At 65.2% G+C, this 23,194-nt stretch carries 19 protein-coding genes and 1 tRNA gene; 10 read left to right on the forward strand and 10 right to left on the reverse strand.

Annotated features, from left to right (window positions below; translation table 11 throughout):
* Positions 1 to 134 precede the first annotated feature (134 nt).
* A tRNA-Phe gene (locus Q0743_RS05585) sits at positions 135 to 210 on the forward strand.
* An 82-nt stretch (positions 211 to 292) separates the two neighbouring features.
* On the opposite strand, the gene Q0743_RS05590 is transcribed toward Q0743_RS05585, so the two are convergent.
* Positions 293 to 3,439, reverse strand: coding sequence for a CHAT domain-containing protein (locus tag Q0743_RS05590; RefSeq protein WP_298240583.1), 3,147 nt, complete (start codon positions 3,437 to 3,439; stop codon positions 293 to 295).
* A gap of 3 nt (positions 3,440 to 3,442) precedes the next feature.
* The gene (locus Q0743_RS05595) at positions 3,443 to 6,040 is read right to left on the reverse strand and encodes a hypothetical protein (protein ID WP_298240584.1); all 2,598 of its coding nucleotides are present in this window, start codon (positions 6,038 to 6,040) and stop codon (positions 3,443 to 3,445) included.
* Between the two features lie 169 nt (positions 6,041 to 6,209).
* Between Q0743_RS05595 and Q0743_RS05600 the strand changes: the two genes are divergently transcribed.
* From Q0743_RS05600 to Q0743_RS05620, 5 genes are all read left to right on the forward strand, one after another.
* Positions 6,210 to 6,458, forward strand: a complete 249-nt coding sequence (locus Q0743_RS05600; protein ID WP_298240585.1) for a hypothetical protein — start codon at positions 6,210 to 6,212, stop codon at positions 6,456 to 6,458.
* Between the two features lie 180 nt (positions 6,459 to 6,638).
* Positions 6,639 to 6,818: a hypothetical protein gene (locus tag Q0743_RS05605; RefSeq protein ID WP_298240586.1), complete on the forward strand. Its 180-nt coding sequence runs from the start codon at positions 6,639 to 6,641 to the stop codon at positions 6,816 to 6,818.
* A 233-nt stretch (positions 6,819 to 7,051) separates the two neighbouring features.
* On the forward strand, positions 7,052 to 7,726 hold the full coding sequence (locus Q0743_RS05610; protein WP_298240587.1) for a heme-binding beta-barrel domain-containing protein: 675 nt from the start codon (positions 7,052 to 7,054) through the stop codon (positions 7,724 to 7,726).
* A 22-nt stretch (positions 7,727 to 7,748) separates the two neighbouring features.
* Positions 7,749 to 8,456 carry a dihydrofolate reductase family protein gene (locus Q0743_RS05615; protein WP_298240588.1) on the forward strand — a complete coding sequence of 236 codons (708 nt, stop codon included), beginning with the start codon at positions 7,749 to 7,751 and terminating at the stop codon, positions 8,454 to 8,456.
* Positions 8,457 to 8,465: 9 nt separating this feature from the next.
* Complete coding sequence (locus tag Q0743_RS05620) at positions 8,466 to 9,737, forward strand: NAD(P)/FAD-dependent oxidoreductase (RefSeq protein WP_298240589.1); 1,272 nt, start codon at positions 8,466 to 8,468, stop codon at positions 9,735 to 9,737.
* Positions 9,738 to 9,768: 31 nt separating this feature from the next.
* Here Q0743_RS05620 and Q0743_RS05625 read toward each other — a convergent pair whose 3' ends face one another.
* The 3 genes from Q0743_RS05625 to Q0743_RS05635 form a co-directional block, all read right to left on the reverse strand.
* On the reverse strand, positions 9,769 to 10,092 hold the full coding sequence (locus tag Q0743_RS05625) for a hypothetical protein (RefSeq protein WP_298240590.1): 324 nt from the start codon (positions 10,090 to 10,092) through the stop codon (positions 9,769 to 9,771).
* 164 nt (positions 10,093 to 10,256) lie between these two features.
* Entirely contained in the window at positions 10,257 to 10,826 is a 570-nt protein-coding gene (locus Q0743_RS05630; protein ID WP_298240591.1) for a cysteine hydrolase family protein, read from the reverse strand.
* A 158-nt stretch (positions 10,827 to 10,984) separates the two neighbouring features.
* Positions 10,985 to 11,332, reverse strand: coding sequence for a DUF3088 domain-containing protein (locus Q0743_RS05635; protein ID WP_298240592.1), 348 nt, complete (start codon positions 11,330 to 11,332; stop codon positions 10,985 to 10,987).
* Between the two features lie 112 nt (positions 11,333 to 11,444).
* On the opposite strand from Q0743_RS05635, the gene Q0743_RS05640 reads away from it, so the two are divergent.
* Positions 11,445 to 13,271, forward strand: a complete 1,827-nt coding sequence (locus Q0743_RS05640; protein ID WP_298240609.1) for a long-chain fatty acid--CoA ligase — start codon at positions 11,445 to 11,447, stop codon at positions 13,269 to 13,271.
* A 95-nt stretch (positions 13,272 to 13,366) separates the two neighbouring features.
* Positions 13,367 to 14,926 carry an oleate hydratase gene (locus Q0743_RS05645; RefSeq protein WP_298240593.1) on the forward strand — a complete coding sequence of 520 codons (1,560 nt, stop codon included), beginning with the start codon at positions 13,367 to 13,369 and terminating at the stop codon, positions 14,924 to 14,926.
* Positions 14,927 to 14,947: 21 nt separating this feature from the next.
* Here Q0743_RS05645 and Q0743_RS05650 read toward each other — a convergent pair whose 3' ends face one another.
* Together Q0743_RS05650 and Q0743_RS05655 are read right to left on the reverse strand one after the other, a co-directional pair.
* Complete coding sequence (locus Q0743_RS05650; protein ID WP_298240594.1) at positions 14,948 to 16,798, reverse strand: sensor histidine kinase; 1,851 nt, start codon at positions 16,796 to 16,798, stop codon at positions 14,948 to 14,950.
* Between the two features lie 149 nt (positions 16,799 to 16,947).
* The gene (locus Q0743_RS05655) at positions 16,948 to 17,541 is read right to left on the reverse strand and encodes a hypothetical protein (RefSeq protein ID WP_298240595.1); all 594 of its coding nucleotides are present in this window, start codon (positions 17,539 to 17,541) and stop codon (positions 16,948 to 16,950) included.
* Positions 17,542 to 17,986: 445 nt separating this feature from the next.
* Here Q0743_RS05655 and Q0743_RS05660 point away from each other — a divergent pair, with 445 nt between their 5' ends.
* Entirely contained in the window at positions 17,987 to 19,330 is a 1,344-nt protein-coding gene (locus tag Q0743_RS05660; RefSeq protein WP_298240596.1) for a hypothetical protein, read from the forward strand.
* A 72-nt stretch (positions 19,331 to 19,402) separates the two neighbouring features.
* Here the strand turns inward: Q0743_RS05660 and Q0743_RS05665 are convergent, their stop codons facing one another.
* The 3 genes from Q0743_RS05665 to Q0743_RS05675 form a co-directional block, all read right to left on the reverse strand.
* Complete coding sequence (locus Q0743_RS05665; protein WP_298240597.1) at positions 19,403 to 20,719, reverse strand: tetratricopeptide repeat protein; 1,317 nt, start codon at positions 20,717 to 20,719, stop codon at positions 19,403 to 19,405.
* 17 nt (positions 20,720 to 20,736) lie between these two features.
* Positions 20,737 to 21,759, reverse strand: a complete 1,023-nt coding sequence (locus Q0743_RS05670; protein ID WP_298240598.1) for an aldo/keto reductase — start codon at positions 21,757 to 21,759, stop codon at positions 20,737 to 20,739.
* Between the two features lie 280 nt (positions 21,760 to 22,039).
* A complete protein-coding gene (locus tag Q0743_RS05675; RefSeq protein ID WP_298240599.1) occupies positions 22,040 to 22,465 on the reverse strand; it encodes a PaaI family thioesterase in 426 nt (141 codons plus the stop codon).
* 71 nt (positions 22,466 to 22,536) lie between these two features.
* Here Q0743_RS05675 and Q0743_RS05680 point away from each other — a divergent pair, with 71 nt between their 5' ends.
* The gene (locus Q0743_RS05680; RefSeq protein ID WP_298240600.1) at positions 22,537 to 23,163 is read left to right on the forward strand and encodes a CoA pyrophosphatase; all 627 of its coding nucleotides are present in this window, start codon (positions 22,537 to 22,539) and stop codon (positions 23,161 to 23,163) included.
* Positions 23,164 to 23,194: the final 31 nt, after the last annotated feature.

Below are 23,194 nucleotides of genomic sequence, written 5' to 3' on the forward strand. Positions count from 1 at the left end.
CGGCAACGCCGCCGCAGCTTGTGCACAGCCGGGCCGCGCCCGGCGAAGCCTGTTGGCGAAGCCGGGTGGACAGGCCGCCCCGAGCCCACTATAAACCGCCCGCTCGATGGGCTTTGGCCCCTCTCTTGGAGCACGCCCAGGTAGCTCAGTTGGTAGAGCATGCGACTGAAAATCGCAGTGTCGGTGGTTCGATTCCGCCCCTGGGCACCAACGCTTTCACAGGCAAACTCATTCCGGAACCATCAGGTCCGATCGGCCGGCGCTTTCAGTGCCGCGGACGATTTCAAGCGCATCAACCGGGAGACGTTGTTTCCGCCGTCTGCGTGATGCTCAAATTATTGAACCCGTAGAGTGTGTAGGCGATCCCGAGCGGATTGAGGCGCCCGAGCATTTCAAGCCTCGACTCCAGCATCGCGGCGCCCGCCGTCTTGCCCGTGAGAAAGCGACGCAGAAACAGCGAGGCAAATTCAGCGGCGAGGTCCTCGTAAACCGGGATCTCCGTACCGATCGCGCCGGATGCCCCGCCGTCGCGGACCACCGCCTCGATCAGTGGTGACAGCGCGTCGGGGCTGAATGCCGCGGTGTTGCAGCCGTTGAAGAAGACCAGCGGATGGCCCTTGAGCCTCAGCACACTGAAATCGCCGCGATAGAGCGCCCCGGGTTCGGGATCGGCGATGCCTTGCAGTTCGACATAGGGCTTTTCGATCGTCGGATCCGCGAGGCCGCCGCGGGCATGACAGAAGAGATAGATGAGGGCAGCGGTGGCGCCCTTGAGGCCTGCCTTGAAAGCATCCCGATCCGTCGTTTCCAGCTGTACCGCGCTGCGAATGGCGTAGCCCGGAAGCGCGTTCTTCAGCTTATCGAGGTGACCGGCGGCGCGCGGCAGCTTGGCATTATAGCCAATCATCAGCGCGGCCGGATTGGCGGCAGCGATGGCATCCCGCTGGTCGGGCAGGGCGCTGTCGCCGGCATCGACCTGCATGGGCGGCAATTCGACCTCGTGCCTGAATCCCCAGAAATGACGCGGGCAGACCACGGTGTTCTCCGCGGCAAGCTCATCTCCCGCTGTCTTTTGCGCCTGCAGGTGCGCGGGATGGAGCGGGCAATCGGCGTGAGTTCCACACTGCGCCGGCAAGCCGGCTTCGCCCGGCCCAAGGCCGGCGACGCAAGTCGTGTGCTGCGCGAGCTGCCCGTCGACGCTTTTGCGTTCGCCGTCGTATTCCCGGTCATAGACCAGGGCCCATGGCAGACTTTTGGCGAGCAGTGCATGGCCGACGTGGATGGCGTTGCCGGCAGCAAGCTCAGGCTCGAGCTTCTCGCGTGTGGCGCGATCGAAAATGCTGCTGTAGAGGTCCCAGCCTTCCACCGCCAGCGCCCTCAGCGCCGCGTCAAGCTGCGGCTTCGTCCCCGTATGGCCATCGGCGCCGTATTGGAATGCATAGTGCTTGTCGCTCCCCACCTCGCTGCTCGAAAATTTCTCGAGCAGGGCGCGGATGCGCTTGCCGCTCCCGGCGGTGGCGCTTTCCGCGTGGACGCTGAACGTCTCGTTGCTGCGCGCAGTGATCACCTCGCGGCCGTCGATATCGTTGGCGAAGATGCTGAGCGCAACGTCGCGCTGCAGGACCTCACGTCGTGTCAGCAGGTCGGCGGTCGCGGCATATTCGAGGCGCGCCATGTAGATCGCGTCGGGGATATCTGTCTCGCCAGCGTCCATCAGGGTGGCGAGCGCGGCGCGACGCTGGGCAGCCAGGGGATGATTATGGCCCACGATGACGGCGAGCCGGTACGATTGCAGCAGATCGGCGCGGTAATACACGCAGAAGCGCAGCAGCGACGCACCGTCCCTGCGCGGCACGACCGTGAACTCGACCCGTTCGGAGGCGCCGGTGCGGGGTAGCCAGAATTCCTGCACCGGATCGCCCAATACGTCGAAGTCGATGCCACTCAAGCCGACCGTGAGCCAGACGCCATCTTGGCCGTCGTCCCAACGGAGGGGCTCCTCGAACAGCGCCTGCGCACCCAGGATCGTGAGGGTCGCGTCCTTGGGGCCGACCTCAATGCCCAGCACGATTGGTTCGTCCGGTTTCAGCACGCCGCCGCCGGCGGGATCGATGCGATGCATCTTCGCATCCGTCCCGATCGACCACAGGCCTGGATTCACAAAGCGCTCGCTGGTTGGCGGAGGAGTCGGCGCGCGAGACACCGTCGCGCTTCCGGTCGACGGCGGACGCATGGCAGCCCGGATATTCTCGACGTGTTCGACGAGCGGAATGTAGCCTCGGCGTTCGCTCAGATCGAATTCATACTGCTGCCAGTTCCCGCGGAAGGCATCTAACGCCTCCCTCGATTTGCTGAACCGCTGTTCGACCGAGCCCGGGTCGCCGAGCGATTGGACGATCTGACGCAGCTCCGTGGTTGCCTGCAGGCTGGCGTCCGGATCAGGCTGGCTCAATCCCGTTGCGAATTCGTTGAGGACCTCGCCGGGAATCGAGACACGGATCAGTTCCTCGCGCCCGCTGCCGGCAAACAACGAGACGGCGCTGTACCAACCGGTCCTCAGCGCGACTGCGAGTGCCTGGTCGATCGGGTTGTCGTGGATCAACGCGGCATACAGGTCTTCATAAAATTGCGTGGGCGACCACGGAAGCGGTCCGATCAGGACAGCGGGTCCGCCACGGCTGACCAAAGCGGCGGCGAGGCGCCGCAATAGCGTCGGGGAAATGGTTTGCGGCTGATCGAAGATGATCAGGCGTGCCCGCCACACATCGCTCACGCGCGCGAGCCAGCCCAGCGTGCCGACAGCCTCGGGATCGGCCGTCCTCATCATGGTTTCAGCCACGATCTCCAAGGCGTCGGGACCAATGTGAACGACATCGGCCATCGGCCAGCCATTCGGCAGGGTCGCGTTGGCGAAATCCCGGGCCTCGCCCTTCGCCAGACGCGCCGTCTCGGGATTGGGTGGTCCGCCGAAGGCTCTATTCACCAGTTGCTGGACGCCGACCACCGCGTTGCCCAATTCCAGGAACCGGAGGGGAAATGTCAGCGAAATCTGGCCGATCCGAGGGCGCGTCGCCGACAGGCGAACGACGGGCAGGCCGATCATCGGCCCATGGATCGCGAAGTGAAAAAAACCTTCCCATCGCAGATCGCAGACCCGCGGCTCGTCGATCTGCAGCGTGAGGCGATCGAGACGGTCCCGGTCGGGCGGCAGCGCTGTTGCGAGGTAACGGCGGTATTCATCCGCAATGTCGAGCCTTGCGAGGAGGGCCGCCGCAGCAGCTGCGGGGGCAGGATCCTCCCGCAGATTCAAGACATCGTCGGCTGCAACCATGGCTAACTTCATTGTGCCGCCCCATCGCAAGACGAGGGCGATCTTGCCAGCGTTCTCGGCGGCGATGCCGAGATGAAAATCGTTGCGCCGGATGATCAGGCCGGGCATCGGCTACTTCCCCACGATTTGCTGTGCGATGCCCTGCACGCCCTGGAACGCGGTGCCGCCGACTTGGTGCAGGCCGAAGCCCCACAGGAACGCGACCGCCATATCGGTCAGTGTGCCCCACGCCGCATTGTCGAAATAGAGGAACTTGAGCCCGATCACGAGGGCAAGCGCGACCATCAGCAGGAACAGCAGGCCTTCGGCCATCATCACGCGCTTGTTCGCCTCCGCCGCGGTGGTCGGAGCGCCGAGCACGAAAGCGATTTCGTTCCAGGCTCCCTGCATCACCGTGTCAGGGATCTCGCCGCTGTTGTTCGGCGCCGGCGCCGCGGTGGAGCCGGCTGCCACGCCCAGCGTGATCGACTCCTTCATGGCCGCCCGTCCCTCCATGTAAGCCTGGGTCGCCGTGTCGTAGGCCTTGCCGGCGTCCTGGAATTTCCTGTCCAGCAACAGGCTGTCCATCGGCTTCAGCGCGGTTCTTGCGGCCTCATATCTGGTGTGGGCGGTGACCGGGTCGGGAGCTGCGGGGTCCGGCGTCGCAGGGGGAGTGGTGGCGCGGGCGCGCGCGTCGTAGGCGTCGATATCCCGCAACAGTGCCTCGGCGAGCGTTTGCAGCCATTCGATGCGCAGCTTGTCCCAGTCGCGCACCTTCTGCTCGGCGTCGGTCTCCGCCTGAATCGAGTTGAGCCGGGCGATGTAATCGGAAACCAATGCCTCCCAGGCCGCTTGAGTGAAGCCGAGCGCGCGCTTCTTGGGGTCTAGGCTGTCCTTCAGCGACTTGATGGCGGTTTGCACATAGGCATGGCGCGCGGTGGTGAGCGCGGTGGACGCGGCTTCGATGTTTCCAGCGGTGACGTCCGACCGGGCCCTAGCGAGCGCGTCAATCGTACCTCGCAGATCGAGTCTTTCGGCGTCGCTGAGGGTGGCGATTTCATTCTGCAGCGCCGCGATGGCATCGTTGAGCTGAGCCTTGACGGCGTTATCGAGATTGGTCGCGTAGGTCTGCAAGTCGGCCAGCGCCTGATCGGTGACCGTCTTTGCAGCGCCGTCATTCACCAGGACCTTCCGGACGTCCTGATGCTGCGCCCGTACGACGTCGCCGATCGATTTCGGTTTCACGGCGTCGAGCTTCCGTCGGAGTTCGATCCAGCGGAAGAAGACCTCGATCTTGCGGCGGATCTCGTCGACCTGGGCCTCGGCGGTGCCCAGGCGCGGGTCGGCATTGCCTCGCCGCACCGCCTCGAGGCGCAGCAGGAAGTAAGCCAACACGCTCTGCTCGGCCGGGACGAGATCCGGATTGGCGTTCTGGAAGCGCGTCAGGTCATCGCGCACCGTAATGGCATCACCCTGCGCTATGATGGCGCTGCGGCCCACCGTGTAATAAAGCCGCGCCAGCGTCGAGAGAATGACGCCGAGCAGGATCAGCACGATCGCGGTCTCCATGCCGCGACGCAAGCTCAGCTCGAAAGCCTTGTCCGTTTGCTTGCGGGTGGGGGAGGAGACGCGGAGCACGCCGGCGTAATTGCCGGGCTCGGTCAGCCCCTTGATCAGAAGCGCGAGATCGAGCGTCTGGTGCGGGTGAAGCGTCAGGCTGGAGGAGAGCGGTTTGCCCTCGGCTAGAACCTGCGGCGGCCCTTCGTAATTGGCCTGGATCAGCGTGTTGCTTTCCTTGCGATCGAGCTTCACGAGGGTCGGCAGGTCGACGGTGGTGTCCATCTCCTCGGCTTCCTGCAGGCGCAGGCGCAGGCGGATGCCGTTATGGTCGAGGGTCGTGTGCGTCTGCGCGATATCCTCGATGCGCACCGCGCTGTCCTTGAGGTTACGGGTGATCTTGAGCACCGTGGAGAAGCGCTTGCCGTCGACCACGAGGCCGATCTCCCCATTGTGCAGGCCCTCCTCGGGGAGCTTGCCCACCAGCGTAAGCCCGACCTGTCCGAGCGGCTGGAGGGTGATCGGCGTGCTTGGGGTCACCAGCGCATCGCCGTTGCGGAGTTCGACCGCCACCGTCCGACCGGACGGCGCGATCAGGTTACCCAGTTCGACCATGACATTGCGCGCTCCTTCGGCATTGTCGTTGCGGCGGATCACCACCGGCCATCTCAGGCCGGGATCAGGCGTCGCCATCTGCAGGGCGCCGCCGGTCGCACCTACGACCGCAACTTCACGGACGGCTCGGGTGACGTTGAAAGCGACCGCGCTACGCTTGCCGCCGATCAGGAGGCTGATCTCGCCCTTGTAGAGGCCTTCTTCGGGGACATCGGCGACCGCATGCAGCACCGCCTGTCCGCCGGCCGGCAGTGTCAGCCTGCCGTCGGACGCGCTGCCGTCATCTCTCTGCAGCACGAGCTGTTGCGACCGCCCCGATGTGCTCAGCAGGTGCGTGACGTTGACCTCAACGTCGGCGGCCTCTTCACCCTTGTCGCTGCGTTGCAAAACCAGAGGCCAGCTCAGCCGTGGCTCGATCGTCGTGACCGCGAGCGCGTCGTTGGCGGAATTGACGATGTGAACGGTGACGGCCTGCGGAGCGGCTTGGGCGTAGGTCGCGCCCGCGGCTCCGAATATCGCGCCCGCCAGAGCGCAGAATAGCGCTATGCCCCGAAACATGAATTGCCCTCCAAAATGCAAGATCCAATCAGCTCAACCTTTACTTGTCAATTTGCAGTCCTGGCTGGTCAAACGTCGATCGCGCCCAGCCATTCCTGGCACCCCACTTGCTCAGTCTCGACCAAAGCCGGGCCTCGGTAGAGAGGCCCGTTTCAGGTTGAGGCAAGCGATGCATGAAGTGTCCCGTTCTGGTACTGCCGGCGAACATCGGCTCGATGCGCTGATCGCCGATTTGTGGTGGCGCGTTCGGCTCTTGAATACCGACATTCTCGAAGAGGAAGCCAAGTCGGGGGTGTTCGACGTGCACCAGCCGACCTATCCGCTGCTTGCGCAAAACCTGCGTGCGCGGCGCGACAATCTCGTCTCCACCATCGGCGTGCTCGAGCAGCGTGCGAAATCGGTGTCGGAAGCGGCTTGAGAGCGGTCTCCGGCACCACCGGAACGTCAGCGACTTCGCCAGCCCGACCGGAGCAAGCTGGCGTGGTGCACCGAGCCTCGGCGCGTGACGCGTGACGCTTGACACATATCTTCCTCGCAGGTCGATCTAGCTTTGCGCTCGGGTGGTTCGCAGTGATCCACCAGGCAAAGGACAAGACTTATGCGCAATACCATCCTCGTGGCTTTCGCAGCGATCACCCTGGCAGGCGCGGTGACGCCCGCGAGCGCGCTGACCATCGTGCGTGATCATCGCGATCCGCCCATCGTGCGCGACCATCGCAACCAGACCATCGTCAGGGATCATCGCAATCAACCCGAGGTGCGCGATCACCGCCACTAAACGTGCCGGCGGCGGAGCCGAATCGAACAGGTTCGGCTCCGGATCGCCGAGGCAGGCGATCCCTCCTATCCCCCGCGGATGCTACCGCGACATGCAATGCACGATCTTCCCTAAACGCCCGACAATCGCTCCGCGCACGACGCCGATGTCCATTCGCGATTGTGAGGCCTGAGCACGCGCCAGGTTCGCTGCTCCATGCTATGGCTGTTCCCGCAACTTGCTGTGAGGACGCCATGCTGCCCATTCCCGCCGACATCTTCACCGAACCCGAGGACGTCTCGCCCGATGGCATTGCCAATCTCGGTCCGCTGCGCCGCCTCGCAGGCCGTTGGCAGGCGGACAAGGGCATCGACATCAATCCGAAGGCGGAGGGGCCGGAACGGCGGACCTTCATCGAACGCATCCGCATGGACCCGATCGATCCGCAGGCCAACGGCCCGCAGCTGTTCTACGGCCTGCGCTATCACATCCACATCAACACGCCCGAGGAAGACATCACCTTTCACGACCAGGTCGGCTATTGGCTGTGGGAGCCTGCGACCGGGCTGATCATGCAGACGCTGGCGATACCGCGCGGGCAGGTGCTGCTGGCCTCGGGCAAGGCCGCATCCGACGACAAGACGATCTCCGTCACCGCCAGGCGCGGCGACACCGCCTACGGCATCTGCTCGACCGATTTCCTGGAGCAGGCCTTCCGCACCGATTCCTATCGCTGCGACATCACCTTCAACGACGATGGCAGCTGGACCTATCTGATCCAGACCGCGTTGTTCGTGCGCGGTGCGCCGTTCAACCATCGCGACACCAACACGCTGCAGCTGGTCGCGGCGCCGAAGCTCAATCCGCTCGCGGTGATCGTGAACGATCGCGCCAGGGGCGACGAGAAGATCAAGGGTCCGGCAGTGTGACGCCCGGCGCTCGGAGGAAAGCATGAAGCCCCATGTCATCTGTCTGATGCATTCCAGCCTCGACGGCCGCACCCACCCCAGCCGCTGGCGCCCGAAGGGGGCGGGGACGGACTGGTTCGAGAAGATCCATGACGAGCTCGGCGGCGATGCCTGGGTGATCGGCCGGGTCACCGGGGCGGAGTTCGCCAAGGGCCAGCCCTATCCCGCGACCGATGCGATGCTGCCGCGCGAAAACTGGTTCGCGCGGCGCGATGCGAAGACTTATGGCGTCGTGCTCGACGCGCAGGGCAAGATCGGCTGGGGCCGCTCGGACATCGGCGGCGATCCCATCGTCGTCGTGCTGACCGAGAGCGTGCCGGATTCGCATCTGGCAGGGCTGCGCGGCGAGGGCGTGTCCTACATCTTTGCGGGCAAGTCCGAGATCGACCTCGCGCTGACGGTGGATATCCTCAACCGCGAGCTCGGTGTGAAGCGTCTTCTGGTAGAGGGCGGCGGCGTCGCCAATGGCACGTTCCTGCGCGCCGGTCTGATCGACGAATTCAACCTGATCCTCAGCCCTGCGATCGACGGCGCAACGGGCGCGCCCTTCGTGTTCTCGTCGACGGAGGCGGACAGCGACAAGCGCGCGCCGATCGCGGCGATGACGCTGGAGAGCACGCGCGATCTCGGCGGCGGCGTCCTGCTGCTGCGCTATCTCATCAGGAACGATCCGCAAGCCGCGAGCCGGTGAAGCGTCGGCATGTCGACTTCCCCGGAGCATATCGTCATCGTCGGTGCCGGCGCGGCCGGCCTGATGGCGGCGCGTCAGCTGTCACTTGCTGGCCGGAGAGTTACGGTCCTGGAGGCGCGCTCGCGCTGCGGCGGCCGTATCCACCCGCTGCCGGTTGAACAATTCGGCTATCCCGCCGCGGGCGGCGCCGAATTTGTCCACGGCGAGGCGCCGGTGACGCGCGGATTGCTGCGCGAGGCCGGACTGTCGCTTCAGGAGATCGAAGGCGAGCAGTGGAGCTTTGACGGAACGGCGCTCTCGCGCGAGGAGCGCGACGATCCCCACGAGGCCGAGCTTCAAGCCTTGCTGCGGGATTTGAAGGAGGATCTCCCCGTCGCCGAATTCCTGCGCCGGCATTTTGCCGGCGAGGACTACGCGCCGATGCGCCATTCGATCGAGCGCATGGTCGAGGGTTACGACGCGGCGGACCCCGAGCGCGCCTCGACGCTGGCGCTGGCCGAGGAATGGATGGACGGCGGGCACGCGACGCAGGCGCGCATCGATCGCGGCTATGGCGCGCTGATCGATTTTCTGGCCGCCGACTGCCGCCGGCACGGCGTGACCATTCACCTCGGCTCCGTCGTGACGGCGATCGAGGAGAACGGCCGCATGCTCGAGGTTCGCTGCACCGGCGGCGATGTGTATGGCTGCGACCGTGCGATCCTCACCGTGCCGCTGCCGCTGCTGCGCGAGATCGCTCTGCCGGCGAGCGCGCGCGAGAAGCTTGCCGCTGCCGACGACATCGGCTTCGGCAATGTCATCAAGATCGTGCTGCGCTTCGCGAAGCCATGGTGGCGCGAGCGGCAACAGGATCTCGCGGGCATGACCTTCCTGTTGTCCGACCAGAGAATCCCGGTGTGGTGGACGCAATATCCGCGCGAGCATGCCGTGCTCACCGGCTGGTTCGGCGGTCCGGGCACGGTGGTGCTGGAAAGCCTCGGTCCGCAAGGGCTGATCGAGGCCGGGCTCGGTTCGCTCGCCGCGATCTTCGGCCTGTCGCATGACGATGTCGCGCGCCAGCTCGTGGCGGCGGGGGCGATCAACTGGGCGCATGATCCCTTCGCCCGTGGCGCCTATTCCTGGGCGACGCCCCGGACGCGCGCGGCGCAGGCGGTTCTCGGGCGTGCCGATGGGCTGGTGCTGTTCTCCGGTGAAGCGCTTTATCGCGGCCCCGACATGGGCACGGTGGAAGCGGCGCTGGCCAGCGGCCGGGACACGGCCGCGATGATGCTGCGGGAATGAAAGAGGCCCGCATCTCTGCGGGCCTCTTGTCTCACCAGCGTCCGCCGCCGAAGCTGAAGGTCACGCCGGGACCACCGCCGTAATATCCGTACGGGCCGCCGCCGTAATAGCCGTGATGCCGCGGGTAATAGCCGTAGTTGCGGTAGTGCGGACGGTAGTAGCCGTGATGGCGGTGATGAGGACGCCAGTGATGGTGATGGCGGTGTCCATGATGGTGCCGGTGCTGCGCGCTGATGTCGGTCGATTGGCCCGCTGGCGCGTTCTGCTTCGCGCTTGAACTGCCGGCCGCGTTTGCCGCCGATCCGCCGGCGAGCGCCGCGGCTCCGACCGCCATCGCGACAATGAGATACTTCATGTCATCACTCCAGTTGAATGTCGTGGGACAACAGATAGGCGCCGGCTGCGTTCCCGGAAGCTGCGGGCGTCGAAACGACGCAGCACGCAGCGCAGGATTCGCCGCGAATGATGCTGCGTCGTGAGGTCTATTGTCGCATCACCGGTGTGATCGCATTGCCGCCATCACTTGGCCGCGAATGACGCGGTCACGTCGTCGCTTGTGACGATGCGCGCGAACTCACCGTTGAGATTCGACAGCGTCATCGCATGGATCTCCTCGGCGGAATGCTTGTCGCCGTCGGGGCCGATGCGCTCGAATGTCCATGTCGCATCGCGCACGAGGCGCGTGTCGAAGCCGAGATTGCCGGCCATCCGCGTCGTCGTCTCCACGCAATGATTGGTGGTGGCGCCGCAGATCACGACCGTGCCGATGTTGCCTGCGCGCAGGCGTTCCTCCAGGTCGGTGCCGATGAAGGCGCTGTTGACGCGCTTGACGATCACGGGCTCACCCGGCTGCTCGCGCGCCTCGTCCTTGACGGCATAACCGGAGCCTTGAGGCAGGAACGACGAATTCGGCTTCGTGCCCTCGTGGCGGATGTGAATGATCGGCGCGCCGTGGGCCCTGAACGCCTGCAGCAGATCGGCGATCCGCGCTACCGCATCGGGATTGTTGCGCCGTTTTCCCGCCGCCTCCCATTCGTCGAACGCGCGCTGGACGTCGATGACGATGAGGGCGGGAAGGGCGTGGGGCATGGAGTGACTTTCGGTCGGGGCTGGACGCGACTATGCGAGGCTATCGGAAATGCGCAATGCCGATCTTCCCTCGTTTTGCGACCTGTCGCCCCGGATGAGCGAAGCGCTCCCGGACGATGCACCGCGTCCGGGACACGACAATCGCGCGAGCGATGTTCTCATGGGTGCGGATCGGGAAAGCCGTGGCGTTCGGAGAGCGCGGCGAGGATCGCGTCCTTGTCGGCGATGAAGGCGCGGCCCTCATGGCTGCCGGTCTGGTGCGGCGACGTCGCTCCTCCTGCCAGCACCAGCAGCGGCAGCGATTGGTTCTGTTCACCGACCAGCGCGATCACCGGCTGCCGCGGGCGCGGCCACGGGATGCGCTCGACGTCGAGCTTTGCGGCAAGGAGAGGAAAAGAGGCCAGCACGCCCTCGATCAGCGCGCAATGCCAGCAATAGAACAGGCGCCCCGGAAAGGCCGGGTCCTCGAAACCCGGGCTCAGCAGAAACAGGCGGTCGTGCGTCATGGATCGCTCCAAAGCATGGCCACCTTGCTGAGGATCAAAGCGGCGGGAACTGGCCGGCCTAGTGTCGACACCCCACATGGGTGGGGAATCGATCGAGTTGCGAAAGGACGCCATGCCGGAGCCGATCAGTCAACCGGACCCACTTTCAAAGGTGAGGACCTTGCCGGAGCTCTTGCGCTGGCGCGTCAAGGCGACGCCGGCGGCAGAGGCTTACCGGCATTTCGACGCGGGTGCAAAGCGCTGGGTCAGCCAGTCCTGGCGGGAGATCGACGCCGAATTCGAGCTGTGGCGACGTGCTCTGGCCGCGGAGGATTTCGTGACCGGCGAGCGCGTCGCGATCCTGATGCCGAACGGCATCGCGCATATCGCGATGGACCAGGCGGCGCTGTCGCGCGGCCTGGTCCCGGTGCCGATGCACGCCGTCGACAACCCCGACAGCATCGCTTACGTCCTGATCGATTCCGGCGCGCTGCTCTTGTTTGTCGACACGCTGGAGCGCTGGCAGGCGATCGTGGCGACCGGCCAGCCGCTCGACCATCTCAAGCGTGTCGTCTGCGCGGACGCGGGCGGGCTCATCACGCCGGATGCGCGCATCGTCGGGCTCGACCATTGGCTCGCGCAGGCACCCGGCGCGAGCGCACCGCTGCCCGATGTCGCGGTCGAGCCGGGCGATCTCGCCGCCATCGTCTACACTTCAGGCACCACCGGGCGCCCAAAGGGCGTGATGCTGTCGCACGGCAACGTGGTCGCCAATGTGAAGGCGATCGCGCACCGTATCGCGGCCGCACCGGACGACGTCTTCCTGTCCTTCCTGCCGCTCTCGCACACCTTCGAGCGCACTGGAGGCTACTACTATCCGATCGCCGCCGGCGCGTGTGTCGCCTATGCACGCTCGGTGCCGCAACTCTCGGAGGACCTGAAGCATGTGCGGCCGACGGTGCTGGTCTCGGTTCCCAGGATCTACGAGCGCATCTACGCGCTGATCATGCAGCACCGCGCATCGGCCGGAATTGTCGAGCGCGCGCTGCTCGATCTCACGATCACCGTCGGCGGGCGGCACTTCGATGCGCGGCAGCGGCATGGCGCGCCATCGCTGCTCGACCGGCTGGTCTGGCCGATGCTCAAGCGCCTCGTCGCCGACAAGGTGCTGGCGCAACTCGGCGGTCGCCTGCGCGTCGCGATCTCCGGCGGAGCGCCGATCGCCGAGCCCGTCATCCGCCTGTTCCTCGCGCTCGGGCTCGACGTTCTCCAGGGCTACGGCATGACGGAGACTTCGCCGGTCGTCTCCGTCAACACAATCGAGGACAACGATCCGCACTCGGTCGGCCACGTGCTCGACGGCGTCGAGGTCCGGCTCGGCGAGAACGACGAATTGCTGGTGCATGGCCCCAGCGTGATGATCGGTTACTGGCACAAGCCGGACGAGACGCGCCGCGTCAAGGACACCGACGGCTGGCTGCACACCGGTGATCAGGCCCGCATCGAGAACGGGCGGATCACCATCACCGGCCGCCTCAAGGACATCCTGGTCACCTCGACCGGCGAGAAGATCGCGCCGGTGGACCTGGAGACGGCGATCCTCGCCGATCCCCTGTTCGAGCAGGCGCTGGTGGTCGGCGAGCAGCGGCCCTTCCTGACCGCGCTGGTCGTGCTCAATGCCAAGGCCTGGGTCGAGGAGAAGGAAAGGCTGGCTGCGCGCGGCCAGCAAGGCGGCGCTGCGGAACGGGCCGCGCTGCTGGCGCGAATTGCGGCGGCCGTGAAGTCCTATCCGTCCTACGCGACACCGCGCGCGGTGTGGTGGACGCTGGATCCATGGACCATTGCCGCAGGTCTGCTCACGCCGACGCTGAAGAACAAGCGGCCCGCGCTCGAACGCCGCTTCGCAGACGAGATCGAACACGTTTACGCGAAGAGGCCGGCAGCGATAACGCCGACGTGATTTCGCGCCGTCCCGCGGTTGATCCAGCGCAACCTCGCTTGCTGCCTCCGGATGCAGTGTCGCCGGCGACAATTCGCACGTAATCGAGGCAAGTCATGAAGGCGTATTTCATCGGCGGTGGCATTGGATCGCTCGCGGGCGCGGCGTTCCTGATCCGCGACGCGCAACAGGCAGGGCGTGACATCGTGATCTACGAGGCGCAGCCGCTGGTCGGCGGCAGCCTCGATGGCGCGCTGCTCGCGAACGGCGCCTATTCGCTGCGCGGCGGCCGCATGCTGACCACCGACCACTATGAATGCACCTGGGATCTGCTCTCCAGCATTCCCTCGCTCGAGCATCCGGGCCTCAGTGTGCGCGATGAGACCATCGCGTTCAACCTGGAGAACCCGGCCGACTCGAAGGCACGGCTGGTCGACCGTAACCGCTTCAAAATCGACGTCTCGCATATGGGCTTTTCCGCGCGAGATCGGCTGGAGCTGCTGCGGCTCACCGAGGCCTCGGAGGAGATGCTCGGCAACAGCCGCATCACCGATTGGCTCTCGCCGAAATTCTTCGAGTCCAATTTCTGGTACATGTGGCAGACCACCTTCGCGTTTCAGCCCTGGCACAGCGCGGTCGAGCTGAAGCGCTATCTGCATCGCTTCATGAACGAGTTCCCGCGCATCGAGACGCTCGGCGGCGTCAAGCGCACCGTTTACAATCAGTATGACGCGATCGTGCGGCCGCTTGCCGACTGGCTGAAGCGGCAGGGCGTGCAGTTCGTGCGCGGGACGCGGGTCATTGACATGGCGATCGAAAGCGAGAACGGACGCCTACGGGTGCGCCAGCTGGTGCTGGACCGCGACGGCCGCATCGCCAATGTCCGGCTCGAGGACGACGACCTCGTGTTCTTCCAGAACGGCTCGATGACCGACGCCTCGAGTTTGGGCTCGATGACCGAGCCGCCGCCGCGTCTCACCAAGAAGGACAGCCAGGGCTGGGCGCTGTGGGAGACGATCGCGCAAGGACACGCCGAATTCGGCAATCCTGCCGCCTTCAACGCTTCGATCCCCGAATCCTATTGGCTGTCTTTCACCGTCACTTGCCGCGATCCGCTGTTCTTCGACCGGATGGAGGCGTTCTCCGGCAACAGGGCCGGCACCGGCGGGCTGGTCACGTTCAGGGATTCCAACTGGCTGATGTCGGTCGTGCTCTATCACCAGCCGCATTTCGCCGGACAGCCGAAGAACGTTCAGGTGTTCTGGGGCTATGCGTTGCATCCTGATCGCGTCGGCAATTTCGTCGCCAAGCCGATGTCGGATTGCGGCGGCGCCGACATCCTGAAGGAATTGTGCGGCCATCTGAATTTCGAGCCTGATGTGTTCGAGGACGCGCTCTGCGTTCCCTGCCGCATGCCCTACATCACTAGCATGTTCATGCCGCGTAACCTGACGGACCGGCCGCTGCCGGTTCCGAAGAACTCGGTCAACCTCGCTTTCGTCAGCCAGTTCGTCGAAATCCCCGATGACGTCGTGTTCACCGTCGAATATTCGGTGCGGGCGGCGCAGATGGCAGTCTATCAGCTGATGAAGATCGATCGCCCGGTGCCGCCGATCACGCGGCACGACAAGTCGCTCGCGGTGATGTTCGCGACGCTGGAGAAGGCGTTCGCGTGACGGCGGCGCCTGCGATAGGAGCTATCGCGGCGCTGCCAGCGGCAGGCTGACGTGGAAGACGGCGCCCCCTGACGGCGCGTTCTCGGCCCAGATGCGGCCGCCATGCGCCTCGACGATGGTATGGGCGATCGACAGGCCGATGCCCATACCCTGCGCCTTGGTCGTGAAGAACGGCCTGAAGATTTCCGTCACCTTCTCTGCAAGGATGCCGTCGCCGGCATCAGCGACGGAGACGAGGGCCACATTGCCGTCGGCGAGGCTGGTTCGGCCGACGACGCGGCGCCGCTTGTCCGGAAGATGGGCCACGGCATCGATGCCGTTCACGACGAGGTTCAGAATTGCCTGCTGGAGCTGAACCTTGTCGCCCTTGACGCGGATCTCCGCAGGCGAGGGCTCCGTCACGAGCTCGACATCGTGCGTCAAGGCCTGCACGGAGAGGAAGCGAAACACCTCGCCGACCATCGCATTGAGGTCGAGCTCGCGGCGTTCGGTCGGGTCCCGCTTCAGGAACGAGCGCAGCCGGCTGATGATCTCGGCGGCCCGCTGATCGTCCCGTCGAATGTGGTCCAATATGTCCTCGATCTCTCCGAGGTCGGGCGCCGGATTGCGCAAGAGCTGCTGGGCCGTTTCGGCATTGATCAGGATGGCGGCGAGTGGCTGGTTCAGCTCGTGGGCGAGCGAGGTGGACATTTCGCCCGCGGTGGCGCGGCGATTCAGATGGGCGAGCTCCGACATGCGCTGACGCGCCTCGACCTCGGCCACGAAGCGCAGGCGGCGTTCGCGCAGCAGAATGGTGATCATCAGCGCCTGCATCAGAACGACGCTCGCGACCACGGTGACGTGCCAGGAATATTGCTCCCAGAAGGTGGGCTCACGGAAACGCACCTCGCTGCCGGGCGGCAGATTGGCTTCGTCCACGTTCCAGCGCTTGATCTCCCGCCAGTCGAAGATCGGCTTCACGTTGTCCCCGCCGAAAGGCACGATGCTCGACGGCGTTTCACCGTCGAGGATCCGTATCGCCAATTCGCCGGCTTCCCGTCCGATCATGTCGGGCCGCAGCAGGAAGCCGCCCACGCCCGACCGCCCGAGAAACGTATCGGACGTGATGATGATCGGGCGGTTAGCCTTCTCGGCGACGCGTGCGAGTGCCGAGGCCGGGGAATAATAGGTGCCTTCGCCGTCGGAATATATCGCCGAGGTCAGGATCGCAGAGCGGGCCGGCAAGGAGGCAACGTGATCGCGGACCTCGCGCAGCACGGCGCCGGACAGATCGGTGACTTCGAGGTCGGGCATTGCGGCCGCGAAATCCTGCTTCCACACGCCGTAGGTCAGCGGATTCTTCCAGGCCTCGCCGACGAGGACGACACGGTTCAGGTCGGGCACGATGGCGCGGGCAGCGGTCAAGAGCTGTGCCGGTCTCACCCGGGCGAAGACGGCCGTCGTGTTGGGCAGGAACAGCGCGCGTGTCTCGGGCAGATCAGGCACGAAGCCGTAGACGACGGGCGCGGCGGGCCAGATCTCCTGCTTGCGCTTCTGCAGGAATTTCGCCGATGCGACGCCGATCGAAACGATGACGTCGATCGGGCGCTGCGCATATTTGGTCTTGAGGTGGCCGACCAGACTCTCTTCGTAATCGGGTCCGGGAAAGCGGGTGAGATCGAGGCTCTCACCGTAGGTCACCGTGTGAGCCGTGCCGCTCTGCTTCGCGGCGGCGCGGATACCGGCAAAGATATCGGAATAAAAAGGCGAGCGAAAATCGGCTTCTTCCAGCACCAGGATCGAACGCTGCGGCTTGCCGCCGGCCGCGATGCACTCACGCGACAGGCTTGCGAGCAGGCAGACGATCAGGATGCGGACCAGGGCGGTGATCATACGCGTTGCTGGACCGTCGGCCCCGCCTCCAGTTGCAATCGCGCCTCCTCGATGAGGACGCACGCAAGAGCATACAAGCCGGAACTGGAGTTTCAAACGGAAGGATGCGCGTTCGCACGACCGGCGAAGCAGAGCGAGACGAAGTGCCGCTACTTGAACGGATCCTGGATCGAGGGTGACGATTGCCGGATGCGGCGCACGCTCACCGGCGTACCGTCGGAGACGAACAGCAGTTCATATAGACGACCTTCGTTGTCGGTCGCCGAGCAGGTAACGTCGTTCACTTTCCTGGCAGCGAAGTTTCCAGTCTGGCGGCAGAGGCCAGTGGAGATCTGCTCGGCCGGCACCGGCAGGCCGTCGACCTTGGGGCGGTCCTTGGAGTTGAGCAGCATGCGGTCGATCGGCAGCTCGTAGGAATTGTCGTCGGCGCGCTTGCCGTTCTCGCCGGAGAACGACACGACGTGATTGGCGTCGGAGGGATCGTCGACCGCGACCGCGAAATTGACCCGGCCCTTGTCGCCATGGGCGTAGGCCACCGTCTTGCAGGCGAAGGAGCGGCCGGCGACCTTGAACGTCTTGCAGTGGCCGGACATCAGCGCGAGCATGTCGATGAAGGCAGTCTGCTGCGCCGGCGGATTGTTGACCGGGATCGGTTTGGAAGTTTCGGCAAAACAAGGACTTGCCAGACATGGACTTGCCAAGCCCATGACCAAGGCGGCGAGGACCGGTCGGCGGAGGCGCATCGTCAGGCTCGCGTGCCAGAGGGCCGTGCTGGCGGAAAAGTCCCGCATCATAACCATCGAACCGCAAATTGGTTGCGATCCCGTTTGTTCTGCAAGACCTGTCTGGAATACCACCGCGCCACACCCCGACGGCGATTCGCCCAAATCGCCCCATCCGTCCGGCCGGCACTTGCCGCCAGGCCGGTGTTTTTTTCGTGGCAGGGATGGTGGCGGGCACCTCGCGGGGACCGGGCCGAGCAGGGGCGGGCCCAGCGCGCGCCCCCCCCCCCGGAATGGCTGGCTCCATCGTCGGCACGGCGGGGCCGCCGTCGGGGCTTGAGCCAATCGGGCTTTGCACGTAGTCTCGTAGAGGTTGATTGCACTACATTTTTCTTCTCCTGATTATTTTCCTGTTCTGATTTTTCTTCTCCTGATTGTTTTCCTCCTGCCGCGTGAGGAGTGCGTCATGAATTTCGAATTCGATACTTTCCTTCGTGCATTGTCCATCGCTCTCTTCAGTCTCATCGTTCCCGTCGGCGTCTATATCGGTCGCATGAACGTGCGTGCGAGCCGGCGCGAAATCGTGCGCGACCTCGAGAGACTCTTTCAATTTGCGAAAGTCGGCGGACGGCCGCTCATCCTGCCGTCGTTCGAGCTGGTCAAATACAAATACGATCCTGAAGCAAACCCGGAGCGGCAGGCCACGGATCCCGACTCCAACGCAATCCGGTTCTACATCTTCCCGGTCGCGATCTACGTCCTGCTGACCTATCTCTGCTTCGAGTTCGCGTTCAGGCAAGACATCGCGCCGCATGGCGTGGCCAAGCCCGCCAACTACGTCTCCAACTTCTGGACGCCGCGCGGTACGCCGGACGGGATGATCACCTACGCGTTCATCAGCAGCTACATCTGGTCGATCCAGTATCTGATCAGAAGGATTGCGAATTTCGATCTGTCGCCGATTTCGTTCTTCCAGTCGTTCTTCCACATCCTGCTCGCGATCTTCGTGACCGCGGCGGTTTGGCAATCCGGCTTCATGACCTATCTCGGCGACAGTGCGCAGGTTGCCCTGGCATTCGTCATCGGCTTCTTCCCCGACCTTTTCATCAGCGTGCTGATCGCGAAGTTTCCATGGATCCGGCTGCGCCGGGTGAGCTCGGCGAGCAAGGCGCTCCAGGAGGAGCTCCCGCTCGACATGATCCTCGGGATCGACCCGTTCATGAAGCTCCGCCTCGGCGAGTTCGAGATCGAGGACGTGCAGAATCTTGCGACCATCAACCCGATCCAGATCTTCGTGGAGACCCCCTATGGGCTCTACGAGGTCATGGACTGGGTTGCGCAGGCGCAGCTCATCCTCGCCGTCGGCCCGGAACGGACGCGCAAGCTGCGGGAGATGAACATCCGCACGATCTTCGATCTCGAACGCTGCCTGAAGAATCCGCTGCTGCGGCAGCGGCTCATTCATGTCCTGCTGCATGTCGAGGCCAAATACGCCCCCAAATTCGAGGCGGTCCCGGCAGATGCCGTCGCTACGGGCAGCGAGGTTCCGCTGAACGACGCGGATGCGCTGCAGGCCATCGTGGCCTACATCCGCGACGATCTGCACGTGCGCCGGCTGCGTCAGATCTGGGATGTCATCAACGGGCACCTGGACGGGCGCTATGACGAGCAGCCGATCAGGCCGAAGCAGGTGCCGGCGCCGCGCAAGGCGACGGCCGTCAAGCCGCCGGTTGCCGCCGTGGCCGCGCGCAACGGGGCCCGCCGCAATGAGCTGGTCGATCACGGCGCGCCCGGGCAGGATGCTGCGTAACGGCCTGTGACCGCGCGAGAAGAGCAGGGCGCGACGGCTCGGATCGAGCCGTCGCGCTTTAGCGTTGCCCGCTCAGCCGGCGGCCAGAAGCTGCCACTGTGTGTCACGCTGTGAAGGACGGCGATGCAGCCTTCGGTCCAGCGCGGCGCGGGCCTCGGCGAATGCGTTGCTCCGGATCAGCGCAACGATGTAAGTGTCCTCGACCAGCTCGCGCTGGGCGTGGCTGCCGCCGATCCGCACGACTTCGGCGAGGACAGGCGCGAGCGTTTTGACGCATGAGGCGTAGTCTTCGTCCGCGAAGGCTGCCAGCGCGCGAAAAATCGCAGGGACCACGGGGCCGGCCGGCAGCTTGCCGTCGGCGAGGCGCTGCTCGATGGTCGCAAGCCGCGCGCTGAGGGCTGCATGGTTTTGCGTCGCCGCCGCGAACAGCGCCATGTGGACGTCGGCAAAGGACAGGCTCGACTTCGGGAACAGTTTTTGCGCGGTGGCGTCAGCCTCGAGCCAGAGCGCCCTCGGCACGGTGTGGCCATATGCCGACAGCCGCCACAGCAGCGAGGCGGCGTCGGTGATGACGTTGAGCGGCGGTGCCTGCGTGGCGGTGGGCCGGAGCACGTCGGAATAGATCGCGCGCGCGCGTGCCGCATCGCCGTGCTCGAGCGCGCCGAGCGCCTGGTGCCAGCGAATATGGCCGTGCAGGATGCCGGCGCGGTCGTAGGAGGGAATCCACGCCTCGACGAGGCGGTCGGCGGCGTCGATCGAGCCGTCCTCGAACATCGCATGCAGCACCGCGTGCGCGGCGTGGGCATTGGCTCGGCGCAGATTGAAGCCGCGCTCGGTCACGCTGCGGCCGCGCGCGACGTCGCCATTCTCGGTCATGGCCCAGCCGGACATGGTGAGGAACCACCAGTCCTCGCCGTAATGCTGCGCCACGCGCTCGCACAGCTCGTGCCGCGCGCGGTCGTGGTCGGCCATGCCGGAGAAGGCGAACAGGCCGAACGCGCCGAGCGGCAGCGACAGCACCATGGCATCGCGCGGCCAGCTCTCGATGTGCTTCAGCGTCGATGCGATCGCCTCCGGCAGCCGGCCCTCGACCGCAAGCGCCAGCGTTTCGACATGCGAGCGCTCACGCTCCGTGCCGCGCTTGGCGACCAACTGGCGCGCGAGCGCCGCCTTGCTCCTTGCGAGATCGCCCTGCTGGTAGAAGGCGTGCACGCGGGCGCGCGCGATATGGGGAAGCGCGAAGTCAGGATCGGCGGCAATGGCGCGCTCGAGCGTCTCCGCCATGCCGGTCCAGCCCGCGAGCATGAGGTCGACGCCTTCGCGATAAGCCGCCGCGGCGTCGTGAGAGGTGGTTGAGAGCGGCAGGCCGTAGCGGTCTTCGTGTGCCATCTTCGTCTCGCGAAGGTTCAGGCGGTCCGTGTGCGGCGGCCTTCGATCGGATAGGCGGGGTCGTTGTAGCCCGGCGTCGAGGGATGTCCCGGCACGACCAGCCGGTCGATCAGCGCCTCGTCATCTCCGGTGAAACGATAGCCGAGTGCGCTGATGTAACCATCCCACTGCTCCTCGGTGCGCGGGCCTGCGACGATCGAGGAGACGAAGGCGGAGTTGAGCACCCAGGCGACGGCGAACTGGCCGGCGGTGATGCCCTTCTTCTCGGCGTGAAGCTTGATCTCCTGCGCGAGCTGGAGCGACTCAGGTCGCCATTCGGTCTGCATCATGCGGGTGTCGTTGCGACCGGCGCGCGTCTCCTTGTCGGGGGCGGCGTCCGGCTTGTACTTGCCGGTGAGCACGCCGCGCGCCAGCGGACTGTAGGGCACGATGCCGAGGCCGTAATAGGAGCAGGCCGGGAAGTGCTCGACCTCGGGCATGCGGTTCATGGCGTTGTAATAGGGCTGGCTCACCGCGGGACGGTCGATGCCGAGCCGGTCGCAGATGTTGCAGATCTCGGCGACGCGCCAGGCACGGTAGTTCGAGACGCCGAAATAGCGCACCTTGCCGGCGCGGATCAGGTCGCCCATCGCGCGCACCGTCTCCTCCAGCGGCGTCGCATGGTCTTCCTTGTGCAGATAGTAGATGTCGATGTGGTCGGTGCCGAGCCGCTTCAGGCTTTCGTCGGCGGCCTGCAGCACCCAGCGGCGCGACAGGCCGACGCGGTTGGGATCGTTCCCCGTCCCAGTGTTCATGGGATTGGCGAGCTTGGTCGCGAGCACCCAGGCATTGCGATCATTGGCGATGGCGCGGCCGACCACCTCTTCGGATGCACCCTTCGAATAGGCATCCGCCGTGTCGATGAAATTGATGCCGGCGCCGCGCGCCTTGTCGATGATCCGCTTGGACGTGGCTTCATCGGTCGGCCCGCCGAACATCATGGAGCCCAGGCAGATCGGCGACACTTTCAGGCCGCTGCGGCCGAGCTGACGGTATTGCATGGGTGGGTCCTCGATATTGGTTGAGGGCAGCATAGCCAGCAACGGTCGTGATTGCGAGCGCAGCGAAGCAATCCAGAACTGCCGTCTCTTCTCGTCGTCCCGGACAAGCGCGCCTCAAGCGCGCGCAGATCCGGGACCCATAACCACAGGATTGCGTTTGGCGAAGACTCGAAGTTGGCGGCGGTGCGCTACGACTCCTCCCTGGGGTTATGGATCCCCGCGTTCGCGGGGATGACGGCGGAGCGTGTAGTGGGCTGCGGTGGCAGCCTGACCGCTTTGCCTACCCCGGCCCCTTCAGAATCTTGAACACGCCGTTCGCCATCACGATGCAGCGGCCGTCCACCGTCACTTCCGTGCTCATGAAGATCAGGCTGCGGGTCGAGCGCACGACGCGGGGGCGGGAGATCAGGATGTCGCCGATCTGGCCGGCCTCGACGAAATGGGTGTCGAGCTGCACGGTCGCCATGTATTCCTTGCCGGAGGTGTAGCGGGCGGTCATGCCGCAGGTGCGGTCGGCGAAGGTCATCATCACGCCGCCCTGGACCATGCCGCGGCGGTTGTGGTGCTTGTCCTCGGTCGCGAGCGCGAACTCGTAATGGCCGTCGACTTTGCGCTCCCACAGGGGACCGACCAGGTGCATGAAGCCGGTGGTCTCAAGAATGCTCCAGCCCTCCGATTTGAGCCTTGCGGCGGTCTTGCTCGTCATTGCTCCGTCCATCCCTGCAGCGCGTCTCTCTCCTCGTTTCATCAGATGCAGTCCTGGTGTAGTCAAGCATCATGAGACCTTTCGGCGATGCCACCAGACGGAATATCGAAGCCGCCTGCGCCTCCTTCGCGCGGCTGCCCGAAACGGCTGAGCCGTCGGCGCTGAAGCGCGCCGCCGTGGTGCTGGCGCTGACCGAATCCAGTGACGGCGACGACACGGCCTTCCTGCTCACGCGGCGCGCGTCGAGCTTGCGTTCGCATCGCGGACAATGGGCCCTGCCCGGCGGACGCTGCGATGCCGGCGAGACGCCGGTCGAAGCGGCGCTGCGCGAGCTGGACGAAGAGCTCGCGCTCAAACTTTCGGCCGAGGCGGTGCTCGGCCTGCTCGACGATTACCCGACCCGCTCCGGCTATCTGATCACGCCTGTCGTGGTGTGGGCTGCCGACAGTGTCGCGATCCGGCCGAACCCGGACGAGGTCGCCTCGGTCCATCGCATCGCGCTCGCGACGATCGAGCGCGATGAGGCCTTCGATTTCACAGGGATCCCCGAAAGCAGCCGCCGTGTGATCCGCTTCCATCACCAGATGAGCCTGATCCACGCGCCGACGGCGGCCCTGATCTACCAGTTCCGCGAGGTGCTGGCGGGGCGGCAGACCCGCGTCACGGAGCTGGAACAGCCGGTATTTGCCTGGAAGTGATGGTAAACGGCGCGTTAACGTGACGGTTACC

Source organism: uncultured Bradyrhizobium sp. (assembly GCF_936943645.1).
Taxonomy (GTDB): Bacteria; Pseudomonadota; Alphaproteobacteria; order Rhizobiales; family Xanthobacteraceae; genus Bradyrhizobium.